This is a genomic window from Microbulbifer maximicatervae (SeqCode) (genome assembly GCF_052468095.1).
In genome coordinates, this window is sequence record NZ_CP174332.1 from 2,176,481 (window position 1) to 2,191,791 (window position 15,311).

Annotated in this window: 10 protein-coding genes; 1 reads left to right on the forward strand and 9 read right to left on the reverse strand. The window is 46.2% G+C overall.

Translation table 11 applies throughout. The features are described from left to right. Nucleotides 1-206 precede the first annotated feature (206 nt). Nucleotides 207-3,140 (forward strand): YncE family protein, encoded by a 2,934-nt coding sequence (locus ACJJIL_RS09380; protein WP_445361776.1) that lies wholly within the window; start codon nt 207-209, stop codon nt 3,138-3,140. A gap of 514 nt (nt 3,141-3,654) precedes the next feature. Here the strand turns inward: ACJJIL_RS09380 and ACJJIL_RS09385 are convergent. The 9 genes from ACJJIL_RS09385 to ACJJIL_RS09425 all read right to left on the reverse strand — a co-directional run bounded on the left by ACJJIL_RS09385 (nt 3,655) and on the right by ACJJIL_RS09425 (nt 15,198). Continuing rightward, entirely contained in the window at nt 3,655-3,873 is a 219-nt protein-coding gene (locus tag ACJJIL_RS09385) for a hypothetical protein (RefSeq protein ID WP_445361777.1), read from the reverse strand. 137 nt (nt 3,874-4,010) lie between these two features. Next, the gene (locus ACJJIL_RS09390; RefSeq protein ID WP_445361778.1) at nt 4,011-4,292 is read right to left on the reverse strand and encodes a hypothetical protein; all 282 of its coding nucleotides are present in this window, start codon (nt 4,290-4,292) and stop codon (nt 4,011-4,013) included. 630 nt (nt 4,293-4,922) lie between these two features. Further along, on the reverse strand, nt 4,923-5,807 hold the full coding sequence (locus ACJJIL_RS09395) for a homocysteine S-methyltransferase family protein (protein WP_445361779.1): 885 nt from the start codon (nt 5,805-5,807) through the stop codon (nt 4,923-4,925). Between the two features lie 565 nt (nt 5,808-6,372). Next, nucleotides 6,373-6,663, reverse strand: a complete 291-nt coding sequence (locus ACJJIL_RS09400) for a hypothetical protein (RefSeq protein WP_445361780.1) — start codon at nt 6,661-6,663, stop codon at nt 6,373-6,375. A 283-nt stretch (nt 6,664-6,946) separates the two neighbouring features. Continuing rightward, nucleotides 6,947-7,600 (reverse strand): hypothetical protein, encoded by a 654-nt coding sequence (locus tag ACJJIL_RS09405; RefSeq protein ID WP_445361781.1) that lies wholly within the window; start codon nt 7,598-7,600, stop codon nt 6,947-6,949. Nucleotides 7,601-8,140: 540 nt separating this feature from the next. Beyond that, the gene (locus ACJJIL_RS09410; protein WP_445361782.1) at nt 8,141-8,548 is read right to left on the reverse strand and encodes a hypothetical protein; all 408 of its coding nucleotides are present in this window, start codon (nt 8,546-8,548) and stop codon (nt 8,141-8,143) included. 331 nt (nt 8,549-8,879) lie between these two features. Next, a complete protein-coding gene (gene dbpA, locus ACJJIL_RS09415) occupies nt 8,880-10,268 on the reverse strand; it encodes an ATP-dependent RNA helicase DbpA (protein ID WP_445361783.1) in 1,389 nt (462 codons plus the stop codon). 263 nt (nt 10,269-10,531) lie between these two features. Then, on the reverse strand, nt 10,532-13,666 hold the full coding sequence (locus ACJJIL_RS09420) for an efflux RND transporter permease subunit (protein WP_445361784.1): 3,135 nt from the start codon (nt 13,664-13,666) through the stop codon (nt 10,532-10,534). Beyond that, nucleotides 13,660-15,198 carry an efflux RND transporter periplasmic adaptor subunit gene (locus ACJJIL_RS09425; RefSeq protein WP_445361785.1) on the reverse strand — a complete coding sequence of 513 codons (1,539 nt, stop codon included), beginning with the start codon at nt 15,196-15,198 and terminating at the stop codon, nt 13,660-13,662. The genes ACJJIL_RS09420 and ACJJIL_RS09425 overlap by 7 nt, the downstream gene beginning before the upstream one ends. Nucleotides 15,199-15,311: the final 113 nt, after the last annotated feature.

Genomic DNA, 15,311 nt, shown 5'->3' on the forward strand with positions numbered 1-15,311 from the left:
TTGGTACGGTTAATACACTTTGATATTTGAGGCCCTTAAGGAAATATAAGCTTTTATCTGATAGTATTAGACATTTAAAGTCAAAGTGATTTTGTTTCGTGGAGCTAGACAATTAAACCTTTGGGCCGACCCTGTCGGCAGTTCTTTTATTCTTTTATATCTAATAAGTTGGGGCAGTTATGAATTGCATCTACAGGCAAGTACTTGTGATTTTGACCGTTTTTCTAGTATCTGCATGCGGTGGCGGTGGCGGTGGCGGTGGCGGTGGCGGTGGCGGTGGCGGAGATGGTGACGGTAATACGGGTGGAGGATCCAGTTTTCGAGTCACAGAGGAGAATGCCAATGTGGTTGCTTCACAAGCCATGGACTCAACTGCCACTATATTAAAGCTTGGAATACAGCTTCAAGAAGCTCTTGATGCCACAATTCTATCTGGAGAGGAAAGTTATGAGTTTTACTGTGACGGTTCTGGAAGTATCTCCATTGATGTGGTGAGCGAAGCAGAGGTGCTTGTAAAATTTAACAGTTGTGAGAACTCGCAGTTAGAGATCGGATTTAATGGGCAGGCTAACTTAATCCCCGAATCTGTATATTCTAATTCTGCACAAGAAGTTTTCTTTCAAGGACGGGTCAATATTGATGAGGATTTAAGTTTACATGATAACTCCTACGTATCTGTTCTAGGTAGCTTCACCCTCGGTTTACAGGCAACCTGGTACGGTGATGTTATTGATGTGAAACATATTTCTGAGAACCCACTCAAACTAAGAGATGAGTCAAACAGTATTACTTTTTCAAAGATAGAGGCAAATATTGAATATGACCTAGATCAAGGTTTAAATATGTGGCCTAGGTCGAACTTCTTTGGCGAATATTCTGTGAAGTTAAATAGTAGTTTACTAGGAGGCGAGATCAGTTGTGATACCAAAGAGCCATATGGTATGGGAGCGTGGAATCCGAAAGATTTTGAAATTTATTGTTCTGACAGTAACTCTGATGTTTTGCTTCTTAGTAAGGGGTATGCTGGAGGGACTATGGATGTATCAATTCTTGACGCAGATAGCCAGGAGTATCGCCCAGTTTTAGGCATGTACTGGAATGAGTTTGAGTCAGTTTATGAGTATCAACCTGGATTTCCTCAACCAACCTTTGAAGTTCCTGGACTCCCATCTATTGAATTCAGTATGGATATCAATGATGCGGTTTACTCCTCGAGTTCGGGCTATTTTTATATAGCCATACCTGACAATGGGTCAGAGTATGCCAATCACTTGATAGAGTATGAGCTATCGTCAATGAGTATCACCCGTAGTCTTGCACTAAAGGGAGAGGCTGGTCCGCTGGCAATATCTGGTGATGGAGCAATTTTGTATCTGGGTTATATTAATTTTCCTGAAGTGCAGCGTGTAGATCTTTCTGATTTTACCCTATCAACTTTACTTGATTTGGGAGAAGAGGATGGGAGACTGCATTATCCACGCAATATAACAGTATCTCCAGCTGCTAACGATACGGTTGCTGTTGCGACTTACCATCTAGGATTTGACTCGGATAGTAAATATTCGGCAAAAATAAAATTCTTCCGAGATGGGGTTGAGCAATCGGTTGTGGGAGACTGGTTTTCTAGTCCAACACGAATCACTTTTGATGAGATTGGAAGCAGATTAATTACATACACAGATGATTCAACCGCCTATGATATTGACGTTTTTTCGGTCGGTATAAATGGGTTGGATCATGTACTGAACTTAAAAGATTATGCAAGTGGACCTTCCGACATTCTTATGTATGACGGGGCTCTTTATAATGGAATTGGAACTGTAGTTAATCCAGACTCTGGGGAATTGTATGGTAGGAATTCAGTTGTTAACGGATATGATAATGAGGAATATCGAAAGCTTGCGCCTTTGATTACACCGGGTGGTGAATATACCTATATATTTGCTAAATATCTTGAGATATATGACCGGGATCGATATACCTACTTGGGAGTATTCGATCCAGGTGTAGAAGGTAAATTTCTACGTTTAATTAACATTAATGATAACAAATTTGCTTTCGTAACTGATGCTGGAGTTAAGATATTTAGTCATCAGGATGTTCCAGTTGATCGAGATGCGAATTGTGGGCAATATTTTATTCCCGATATGAGAGTTGATCTCGATATTAGCTTTTCCGGTTGTTTGTTCGGTGATGCAGTCTACAGTGCAGAGTATGATAAAATTTATGCATCAATTCCGGGAGTTGCAGGTGTCAATGGTAATTCTATAGCTGTTATAAATAGAGAATCACTGAGTTTTGAAAAATATATACCTGTTGGTTCTGAACCTTACGAACTAGAAATAAGCAAGAATGACAAATTCCTTTACATTTCTTATCTGGGCACGAATAAATACTCTGTACTTAATTTAAACGATTTATCCCTCGAAATGAATGTAGACCTGGGAACAAGGGATAACTATTCTGGACCAATTTTTGCTGGTGATCTAGAACCTTTCCCTACAGATGAAGGCAGTGTGCTTATTTCTACAGCCAGGCAAGGGTATACCACAGATTTTGAAGGAATGGAGGTATATGTGGATGGCATTAAACTATCGACAGGATCAAGTGACATTCCTGCTGGAATCCGTGCAAATCGAATCCGTTTCGCCAGTGATAATTTAGTATTTGGTTATAATACTGATAGTACCGGTTTTGAAGTGAGCGAATTCAAAGTTGATTCTAGTGGAGTCACCTTCGTCAATGAGTATGATGATCTAATTTGGGGATTTCCAAATGAAATCGCTTATTCTTCTGAGAGACTATATAGCTCACTTGGATATGTGATTAATACTGATTCCATGGAGCTAGTTGGACAGATGGAAGGCTTGTCGACAGATAATTGGACACGCCATCATTTTGTAATTGATGAAAACCGGGGAGTGATGTATTTGTATGCATCAATGTTGACATCCGCCAATGACCCAGCACTCAAGGTGTTTAGTCTGGATACATTTGAAGAGTTAGCTTCAGTAAAAATGCCGACATTTGCGATTCTTCTGGGGGAAGGCAGGGCGCTCATTGATCTTAATGAAGATGAATTACTTATCGTGCTTGGGGGTGCTATGTATAAAATTAATAAGGATGAAATTTTACATTAAACAAGAAAATGGGCCCAGTAGGGCCCATTTTATTTACACTGAATAAAAATTAAGTATCTTGTAGTAGAGTACGCTGCATCCGATATTTTCAACCTTCCATTTTTTAGTGGCTGTGCTGCCACATTGCGTTTAATGGCAATATAAAATGTCATATCTAGTGCGTTAATTTTGTTAATATCTTTCCTGTAAATCGGGTGATCGCCGCCGGTTATAGCAATCAGGATATCGCCGGGACAGGCCTTTTACTTGTTGCCGCGATCGATTTATGTGTTAGCTATCGGCCCAGGAAAGGAGATTCGCTCAATATGCTCGCTACTAGCGGTGTATCTGGATCAGATAATGGGTCTTGGGGGTAGGTCTATATGAAGCAGATTGAGGCTTACTCTCGGTAAAAGAGAGTAAAGGAAGACCATAGGGTTGAAGTGAATTTGATTGACGTGTTATGAATTTATCATTCATGTATTTTGCGCCGACCCTGCTGATACAGTATATGCTCTTTCAGAGACAGGTCAGGTTATTTTTTTAAAGCTTTTGAGCCTGTTGATTTTTCGTTGACTTTAACTTCTGACTTTATTTCCTGAGAGAACGTTTCGTCTATCTCGTGATGTGTTAGCCGTGCGAGATTGGAAGCAGCTCTACGAAATAATTGAGAGCTTTGTTTTTTCCTCTTACGGATATTTTTTACTGCTGCTCTTGTCATTCTCACCATAGGAGTTTCTTCTATCTTCTTCATAGCTAAGGTTTTTCTTTTCTTGTGGATTCTTAACTTTACTCATTTTTACTTATAACGACGTATTAACGGACGCACATATTTCAGTGTATCGCTGATGAGCGATAGTGAATAAATTAAACACTTGGTTATGCGCTTTTTTATATGAGGCATATAACAAGTATTGCTATTAGCCAAAAACACATGCCTAGAAAACAAACAGCCATAGCGCCTAGGTATACTTGGCCTGACCTCTCGATAAGTGTAAAGCCTGTCTGGTACCTTCTTTTCTTGCCGGTTCCCTTGTCCTTTATAATTTTATCAGCTCTCCACTTGCCAAATGACACTATAGGTGTCAACAAGTAACCGGTACTATACGATATTCCCCAGAATATAACTTCGACAAACAGCAAAATAAATATGATTCCAATAAAGTCTTCCATAGATACTTCCCTTGTAGGCTACACATAGTCCTTCAATAATGGGCAGCTGCACGTAGTGTAGAGGTCTAGCCCTATAAGGGCGATATTGATTAATTTGTTAAACATTTTGCTCCAATGTTTGACCGCATGCTACACACAATTTAGCTTTTGGTGTGCGGAACAATTTGTCACACTTATTACACTTTGGGCCATAGTTACTACGCCTTAAGTAAGGCATAACGTCAGAATCCATGTCCTGATACCCCGTTAATTCCTCGAACTTCACCACTGCTTCCGCGCTGCAGTTGGTTCTAGCTGTTGGAATATCACAACCGTGTTTACCACGATAAGCCTTAATTTTCTTAATGGTATCCGTAAGTAGTGGACCGAGCTGTGACCACTCCTCTTCGTTTAGCATTGGTAGCTCTTTGTCTACTCTCCAGCAATACTCTATATTCATGACTAGTAGCTCTTAACGCTCAGCTAAGGGGCGAAGTGCGCAACACTTAATCCTACACTAGTGCGAATCTCAGTGTTATTGCTTTTCCCTACTCATAATTCCGTTGTTTTAGTTAATGCCTATAGCATCAGCCAAACCAAGGGCTTGGATGCCGAGTTTAGCCGTAGGCGGAGATGGCCAGGTTAAATATGTTAGTTGTGCTTATTTATGATGTATTCCAGGTGCCTTGCATCAGTGCCGCAGCAGCCGCCCAATATGTTGAACCCGCTATTCTGATTTAAGTGAAGCATAAGATTACCCCATTCCGATATACTGTCGGAGTGCGTTTTTTTGCTGTTTTCTAGTTCATTGTGCGTTAGTGATGAAGCATTGGCTTGTATGCCGATTAGTCTGTCAGGTAATTGACTTGAAACGTTTAGAAAAGAAGGATGAGAACAATTAATAAAGTATCCAGAAGGTTTAGGTGAAACCTGATAATCAATATGTGAAATTGCTTCTTGAATGGTATGGCCATCTAAAAGGCGGCCATCTGAGCCAATGACAAAGCTAATAAAATATGGCTTAGAGTGCTTTGACATTAGAGATGCAATGCCAAGTGCCTCTGGTATAGCTGGTAGGGTTACTCCCATGAGGTAGTCAGCATTAGAGGCTCCGAGCTTATCAATTTGCCAACGATGATAAGAAAGAGATTCTTTGTAAGTTAGGCCTTGTTGTGGTTTGTAGCAGTCATTTTTACAGCCAACTAGGCCTCCTATATATACATTTCCTTCTTTTGGCAAGATATTCGAAAGAAAATTAACAGCGTCTTCATTGATAGATATAGGCGCCTTGGCTAGAGAAACTCTCTCTGAGCTGGCCCTCCATGTGGGAGTTGCAAGCAAAAGAGGGAGTTTTGCATCAATTGCAAGGTTTATGTATTCACTGTAGATTCGTTTAAGGCTTTCAGCACCAGTTTTGCTATAGATTAATTTAGCATGGTCGACATGGCTGCAAAGGCTTATATCTTTGTTACGCCTGACTCTTTCGAGTATGGCCGCTTCAGTAAGAATCAATTTTTCTGAAAGAATTCCTTGCATGATGCTCCTCAGTGTAAGCTGTCGGACGCCGAAGGCGCGAAGTGAATTGACTTGTTATGAATTACCTCGCACCTTGCTTTTTACTCCAGTTAGCTTCAAGGGTGCGAGATACATTTCCGAAGTTTTTAATATAACTGAAGTGACTAAAGGTGCCACCAAAAATGTCACCACTGCAAAGCCAATTAGATTAAATCTTGTATCTTCTAGAAGCGTCAGAGCCGCTTGAAGTATCAAAAAATATAGGAAGCCCGCTCCAATAATCTGCACAAATTTGAACCAGTCACGAACCTTAAAGATAGATACACAGTTCCGGCAGATAAAAGTTGTCGAGAACAATGGAATTTCCAGAGACCTTCTCTTACACTCTGGACAAGTTCGTTTAAGTGCTTGTAATTTCAACGGATTCATAATAGTGCTAGCGGGCATTTTGTGTGAAAAGTGTACAGGGTGATCTGCCCCGCGAAGAGCCAGATGAAGCGACTTGAGCAAAACGTACACCGGGTAAGTTATCTCACGGAGGGCCGAAGACCTGAACTGAATTGTCGGGCATTGTTATACATGGCTACTACACTATCAGCTTCTGTCCCGCCAAAACTATGGCAACAAAGAGCCCAAGGTAGTACGCACTCCACAAGTTGAATTGCCTATCACGTAATTTCTGGATACCACCAAACAATAGGAAAATGGAAGGTATAAGAGTGAAGTTCATTACAAAGCCAAATATTGCAGGTAAGACTGCCTTCTCGTTTTGAACAATGGCAATTGGTGCAAGTGAAACTAGTGCAGCGGCTATAGTTAGCGCAATTGCGATTTCCTTAGGAAATTTTTTCTTCTCTTGTATCTCTAATTTATCCACTTTAATTCTCTACGATGCGTAACGCCCCAAACACCGGCTTGGGGAATTTGGCGGCTTTCTTGGTACAAAATAGGTGACAGCTTTGCGAAATCCGCGTGCTTTGACTTATTATAAGTGATTTCCATGATGTACTCATAGGTTTCAGCAACTTGAAATAAGCATCAATACAGCAAGTTTCTTCATGCTTGACTTCTTTCTAGCCTAAGACTCAACTGGCGCAACTTGGGCGTAGCGTAGATCGTACCGCGAATGGTTAAAGGCCCGTAGCAACCTGTTTGTACTGTTAGGCATCGGGTTTGACTATTTTAATGAACGGCTTAATATCCCTAGGAGGTCCATTTGGTGAAACAACAGGGCGGTAACTAAGAAATTCTGACAAAACATAAGAAATTTCAAAAGCAGAACTGCCATTTAGCTCCAAGTTAATAATTAGCTTTTGGTGTTTATTAATTTTGAGGCCAAACATACAGCTATAAACTTTACCAATTGCATCTTCTGAACGTTCGATAACATCGCAAGAGCCTCTATTAGTATTCAAAATCGAAACCTTTACCGGGGCAAAATCAAAGTTTCCTGACTTAGAATAGGTTCTAAAGCGAAAGTATATATTTTTCTCTTCACTCGAAGGCACCTCATTGCCACCCAAAGGAATGATAGGCAAGCCCAGAGGGCCCACTGAAAGCTCTTCATGACTCAAAAATATTGGGTAGATAACAAGGAAACCATCATCTATGGGCATAGAGTAAAGAGGCGGATTGTAAATTCCAAAACAATGCTCGCCAAAAACACCTAATGCAGCTTGGTCTTCTTCGCACCAGTCGTAAACATAGGTTCTATGATACTTTGGAGAAGGCTCAACTTCAAAGTTCGCAGTTTTACTAAAGGTGGAGCAACCGGAGCAAACTAAAAATACAACAAGTACTGAAAATAGCTTCAATTTCAAAATTCCTTATAAATGCCTAACACCTCGATCGCGGGTTAACGAAGCACGAAGCATTTTGGCTGTCCGAGCACGCTTGTGTGTAGATGTGTTGCAACTCGTTATACGTTCTAGTTAACCTCGACATCGAAACTATCTCCTTCTTCCATGTTAGATAGCTCTTTATGTATATCCACAAAAAAAGCTCTTCGTTCAAAGTTGGACCTAATATAAATAAACACCATTTTCTGCTTCTTTAGTACAGAAGAACGGGTATTCGAACAGAAGCTCCCCAGAGTTGCTTGCGGTAAGAAGTTTTCGGCAGCGTCAGTATCACTGAATAAAGCGGCTCTTTGGGACTCCATTCTAAGGTTTCTGGTGACCCTAGAGAAACATGTACTTCACTTTGCTTCCGTGATTTACGTAATCAGCTAATTCTTTTCTACTTATAAAGTTCAAGCTAAATCTGTTTTCGATGGTTTTGACGCTTAACGCAGAGTGTGTGGGCGGTAGTGCAGGCCACCCAGCACGCCGTTTATGTTTTGTTATAACCGTCCTCTAGATAGGGAGAAGCTCTTTAACCAATTTATCAATTTTCCCAGAAACCCTGCCATGTTTGGAAAGGTCTGCTCTAGGAGCTCTATATTCGGCTCTACCAACAAGCTTGTTATTTTTGAATACTTTCAAATCTGCGGTTGCAAGATATACACCCCAATGCATTCCATAAGTTGCAGTGTATGTTGAGGTGACATCACAATCGTGGCCTGTGGGTTTCTTAATAGTAGCCTTGTAACCGAGTTGTTCCACACTCTCTTTATAGGCATCCAAAAATGCTCTTCGAACACTTGGGTTTTCAATGATGCAAACTTCGTCGCCTTTGGAAACGCTAACGGCCCTTGATACTGTTTGAGAAATACAAGCTGTCAATAACAGTACGAGGGCTCCAATAAATATGATGGTTTTCAATATACTCTCCGTAGTTTCTTGTTATAACTACTTATATAGTAATCATACTGATCACTATTATCCTGATTACTATTTTAGAATCAATTTCTTTGCTAAAACGAAAATACTGTTAAAAATTATTGGTTGAAACTTAGTTGTCACGGCCGTGCAAACTGCGGGAACGATCACTTTGACCACTGTCCCATTTTTTTATCACTCTGTAACCCTTAGATTTCCAGCTGATTTTTCTATAATTTTTGCCAACTTTCTAAATAACGGTTAGGAGAGCAATAAACCAGAAGCGAGCGCAAAAGGGCAATCCCCCGGCGTCGCCAGGGGATATTCACTCGACTTACCCTCGGATACGCCGCACCCGAAATTTACGTCCTTTCAACTTGCCGTTTTCTATTTTCTTCAGTGCTTGAGATGCTACATTGCGTTTAATCGCAACATAGGCGGTCATGTCCAGTACGTTGATCTTGCCAACATCTTTACCGTCAATCGGGCGATCACCTCCGGTTAGGGCTCCCAGGATATCGCCGGGGCGGACCTTTTGCTTCTTGCCGCCATCGATTTGCAGGGTAGCCATCGGTGCCTGGAAAGGGGGTTCACTTAATATGCTGGCGGGTGGCGGTGTATCTGGATCGGATAGTGGGTCCTGGGTTAGGTCCATACGAACCAGTTTGTGGCCTTCTTTCTCGGCAAAAAAGGAGTAAGCGCAACCGCGCTCACCGGCGCGGCCTGTCCGTCCGATGCGGTGGGTGTGAACTTCCGGGTCTTTGGCGATATGAAAGTTGATAACGGCATCCAGCTTGTCGATATCAAGGCCGCGTGCAGCCACATCAGTAGCTACCAGAATTGAAGCGCTGCCATTGGCAAATCGAATCAGGGTTTCATTGCGCTGGCGCTGCTCCATATCACCATGCAGGGCGAGGACATTGAAGCCAGCCTGTTTCAGATCATTGGCTACTTCATCGGTTTCGCGTTTGGTGTTGCAGAAAACCAGGGTATTGACGGGTTTGTCATTGAGCAGGACACGCCGTGTCATCTCCAGGCGATCCTCGAAACTCTCAGTCCTGTAAAAGCGTTGTTCGATCACCTCGTCACTATGGGCAGAATCAATTTTAACCATCACCGGTTTCTGCATCACTCGGGCGCTGAGCTTTTCAATTTCATCGGGGTAGGTAGCGCTGAATAGTAACGACTGCCGCCCAGTTGGCACCTGCGCCAGAATGGTATCGATAACGTCCTGAAATCCCATATCGAGCATTCGGTCGGCTTCGTCAAAGACCAGCGTATCGACATGCTCTAAGGAGAGTGTTCCTTTGCGCAGGTGTTCTTCGATACGTCCTGGAGTACCAACGATGATATGGGCACCATGGGCCAGGGAGCCGATCTGCGGGCCGAAAGGCATGCCGCCGCAGAGAGTCAGAATCTTTATGTTGTGAATTGCTCGTGCCAGTCGGCGCAGTTCCTGCGCAACCTGGTCCGCCAATTCCCGTGTTGGGCACAGAATCAGCGATTGAATCCGAAAGCGGCTGACATTGAGCCGATGCAGCACCCCCAAACCGAAAGCGGCCGTTTTACCGGAACCGGTTTTTGCCTGGGCGATTACGTCCTTGCCGTCAAGAATGATCGGAAGCGTTTTGGCCTGAACCTCGGTCATGGATTTGTAGTTGAGTGACGCCAGGTTTTTCAGCAGGGCGGGGTTTAGGGGGAGATCGGAAAAAGGTGCAGTCAAGGTGAATCCTGGAGTCGTTAAATGTCAAATACACGTATTACACAAGCAGTAGGGAAAGTGATCGTCACCTACTTAGCCTTTGTGATCGCTGCAATTTTGCAGTTTGTGCAATACAAAATTTGTATGGAATTTTAACAGTTAACCCTGAAGAAACCTATGAATCACCTTGTTCCCGTCAAAGTCTCTTCTATCCAGATTATCTTCTTGTGCGAAGAGTGCAGGGGCACAGGGTAGCGTCAACCCGGTGCCCCAATTTATTTAAGTCAGTTTTGCTTACCTTCACGAGCTTTCCATTGATAGAAAACCCCGGGCATCACTAATAACACAAATAGCAGTGTGGTTATGGTGCCGCCCACCATTGGTGCTGCGATCCGTTTCATAACATCTGCGCCGGTGCCATCGGAAACCATGACTGGTATCAATGAAATTAGCAGTGTCAGGCTGGTCATTAGCATCGGGCGAATACGGCCAGCTGCCGCTTGGGCAACAGTCGCGGTATTGCCGCGCTCCGCGTTATTTCCGGCGGCAGATAAGTAGTGCAGCATCAATAACCCCATCTCAGCGGCGAGACCAGCCATGGCAATCATGCCGACCCATACAGCAACGCTAAGTTTGTAGTCGAGCAGGTATAACAGCCAGAAGGCGCCGATCAGTGCCATAGGCATGGCGGTGAGTACAAACAGGGTGTCGGATAGCCTGCCTCTATGCAGATATAGCAGGAAGCACACAGCCAACAAGGTCAGGGGCACTAACCATTGCAGGCGGGACTTGGCGCGCTCCAGGTACTGGTATTGGCCGGCCCAGGCGATACGTTGCCCGGGAATCAGATTAACCTGATCGGCAACAACCTGCTTTGCGCGATTAACATAATCTGCAACGCCGATATCGCCCTTCAAGTCGACAAATACTAAGCCCACCAATTGGCCATCCTCATTCCGGATCATGGGCGGGCCGGTGCGGAAGTCCAGATCAGCCAGCTGGTTCAGGGGCACTTGGGAACCATCAGAGGCGGGGACCAGGATTTGTTCAAGCTGTTCAGGAGTATCCCGATAGTCGCGGGCATAACGCACTAACACATCGTAACGTTCGCGGCCTTCGATGGTCTGGGTTGCGGCCAGGCCACCAGCCGCTGCGGCGATCACATCTTCGATATCCTGAACATTCAAGCCGTGGCGGGAAGCCCGTGCGCGATCGATATCAAAGTCCAGGAAGTAACCCCCGGTCAGGCGTTCGGCGAAGACACTTCGGGTTTGTTCCGAAGTGCGCTGGTCACTGCGCAGTGCTTCTTCGATGGCCAAAGCGGTCTGTTCGATCTCCTCCAGGTTATCTCCAAACACTTTGATGCCGAGCTGGCTGCGAATGCCGGTGGCGAGCATCTCAGTGCGGGTTTGGATGGGCATCCACCAGATATTGGGCATGCCCGGATAGCGCAGCTTTTCATCCATTTCCGCCAGCAGGTCGTCCCAAGTCATGCCGGGGCGCCACTCACTTTTGGGTTTCAGGGTGATTACGGTTTCTACCATTGAGAGCGGTGCAGGATCGGTGGCGCTATTGGAGCGGCCAATCTTGCCAAAGACATGCTCAACTTCTGGGAAGGCTTTCAGTTCCTCGTCCATTTGTTGCAGCACCTTGCCCGCTTCGGTAACCGACATGCCGGGTAGGGCGGTAGGCATATACAGGATGCTGCCCTCATTGAGCGGCGGCATAAATTCACCACCTAGCTTGCTAATGGGGTAGGCCACAGAAACCAGAGCTAATATCGCGAGAGTGGCTACAACTTTGCGTTGCCGCACGCAGAAGTGGATCACTGGCAGTAGTGTATGGACTAAAACGCGGGAAATCGGGTTTTCCCTGTTGCGAATTTTGCCGCGCATTAGCAGTACCGCGAGCGCTGGAATCAAGGTGATAGCCAATAGGGCGGCGAAAGCCATGCTGTAGGTTTTGGTGTAGGCGAGGGGTTTGAATAGGCGGCCCTCGGTAGCTTCGAGCGCGAATACCGGCAGGAATGAAACCGTGATAATAATCAGGGAGAAGAAAATACTCGGTCCGACTTCCTGCATTGCCCGAACGATTAGCGTTCTTTTCTCACCCGGAGACAATTCCTTATCGCCATTGATTGTCAGCTTTTTGTGGATGTTATCCACCATTACCACTGCCGCATCCACCATGGCACCGATGGCTACGGCAATACCTCCCAGTGACATAATGTTGGCGGTAAGCCCTTGTAGGGACAGTGGAATAAAGGCCAGTAAAACTGCAATCGGCAGAGTGATTACAGCTACCAACGCTGAGCGGGCGTGGAGTAGGAAAATAGCGATCACAGCGGCGACCACCAGCATCTCTTCAATCAGAGTATTTTTGAGATTGTCGATCGCGCTATTAATTAATTGTGAGCGATCATAAGTTACTACCAGCTCAACGCCTTCCGGTAAGCCTGCACGGATTTGCTCGATACGCTCTTTAACTCTCTCAATAACCTTGAGGGCATTTCCACCGTAGCGCATTACTACGATGCCACCTACGGTCTGGCCCTCGCCATCCAGCTCGGCAATACCGCGCTGCATTGCAGGCCCCAGGGTAATATCCGCTACCTGATCCAAAGTCACTGGAATCTTCGCCGCATTGACCCCGATCACCACCTCTTCGAGATCGTCAACGCTGCGGATATAGCCCCGGCCACGCACCATATGTTCGTGGCCTGCGATCTCCAGTACTCGTCCTCCGGTGTCGTTGTTACTGCGGCGAATGGCCTCGACCACTTTGCCGAGCGGAACCTTAAACATCTGCAAACGATGGGGGTCGATTTGGACCTGGTACTCCTTTTCGTAGCCGCCAATGGAAGCCACTTCGGCCACGCCCTCGACAGAAGTGAGCCAATAGCGCAACTTGAAATCCTGCAGCGCACGCAGTTCTTGCAGGTCGTTGTTACCGCTTCGATCAACCAGCGCGTACTGGAACACCCAGCCCACTCCAGTGGCATCTGGGCCAAGCTTTGGCTGAACACCTTCTGGGAGCTGGTCGGCTACCTGGTTGAGGTACTCCAGAACCCGTGAGCGGGCCCAGTAAATATCAGTGCCGTCTTCAAAGATGGCGTAGACAAAGCTAAGACCAAAAAAGCTCTGGCCCCGCACATATTTGACTTTGGGCAGCCCTAACATTGCGGTGGAAAGCGGGTAGGTGATTTGATCCTCGACCAGGTCAGGGCTGCGCCCCGGCCAGTCTGTCATCACAATCACCTGGGCGTCGGACAGGTCCGGAATAGCATCCAGGGGGACACTGGTTAGCGCCCGGTATCCCGCCAGGGCTGCGATCGCTACAAGAATCAAAGTGATCCCCGGCTTACCGGCGCAGGCCCCTATAATTCGGGCAATCAGCCCTTTGGGTTCGGAATTTACCACTGCTGTACCCCCGACTTCAGGCGGCTTTCCGCCGCGATCAGGAATACACCCGAGGTGACAATTTTATCTCCTGCCTGGAGGCCAGAACGGATAACAATCCTGTCGCTGTCGCCATAACCGGTGCGTACCTGCACCGGCTCCAGACGACCCTGGCCCAAGTCGCGGAAAACAATGCGTTTCTTGCCGGAGATCAATACTGAATCCCTGGGTACCACCAGGAGATTTCCCAGTTCGGCAGTCAACATGATGTCCGCAAACAGTCCCGGGCGCAGTTCACCATCGGTATTGGGCAGGGTCACACGCAGCCGTGCACTGCGGTTATTGTGATTAAGGAAGGGATCAATCTGGGTGAGGGTGGCTGGGATTTCCTCGTGGTAGACGTTGGTTAAACGCACCTTGGCCGGCATGCCTTTTTCTATCAGTGGCAACTGATCTTCGTAGGCGTGGGCTTCAATCCAAACTTGGCTGAGATCGGCTATGCGCAGCAGGTTGTCGCCCTTTTCAAACGCAGAGCCCGCGACAATATTCTTCTCAATAATCACACCACTGGCGGGTGCAAAAATCGGGATATAGTCCTGCGCTTTTTGTTGCTCAACCAGCCAGTCGATTTGCTCTTCAGAGAGACCCCACAACAGTAGACGCCTTCGTGCTGCTTTCTCCAGGGCGTCGCCACGTCGGCGGGCTTTTAGATACTCGTCTTGGACTGCGAGCAACTCCGGGCTGTAAACAGAAAACAGTACTTCGCCGCGTTTAACCTGCTTGCCTTCAAAATCTGCATCTAACTCACCAATCCAGCCGTCGAAGCGTAGGCTGATATCCCGCAAGCGGGTTTCGTCATAGGTAACCTGGCCGTGTAGGTGAATGGGCAAAGCGAATGGCTGTCGCTCGACGATACCGGTTTTGATACCAATGGCCTGGCGTCGGCCGCTATCCACCACAATGCTGCCACTTTGCAGTTCATCGTGGCTCACAGGCTGCAGGTTCATACCGCAAATAGGGCAGCTACCGGCTTCGGCAGCTCTCACCGATGGGTGCATCGAGCAGGTGTAATAGGCGGTATCTGAGGCCTCAGGCGCAGACTTTAGGCGCAGGCCTTTGCGATTGGTGCTCATATCAAAGGCAAGATCGACATGCTTATCGTGGCCTGTCGCTACATCTACCACCATGGGCCAGGAGCCCACCATGGCCAGTTCAATTTCACCGGTGAAGATACCGGGGCTGGATTCGCTGATATCGGCGACGGCACGCATAGCTGGCATGGCGCCCATGGCAGGCATCTCGGCTACCGCGCGAACTTCGGCTCCAGATACCGGCTCATTGTCAGCATTGCGAACTTCAATTCGAATTTGGTTTTTACCCGCTTGGGGTTGCAGCGGATCGACAGACACGGCGATCTGGAAGGGGCCAGCTTGCACAAAATCGGCATTTGGAGCTTCGGCTTGTGCAGAAATTTTCTTCCAATAAAAGGCCGCGCCGGTAGCCGCTAACATCAGGGTAAGGGCGATTAAGCTCAATGTTTTTTGCTGGCTCATAGGGCACCCTCCTGAGTGAAGGAAAGGGGCATCTGCGCGCAAAGCACATTATCAATAAACGGGTCAACGAGCAGGCCACCAATGGCCGCTATAGCTTGTTGGGAAATCAAAAG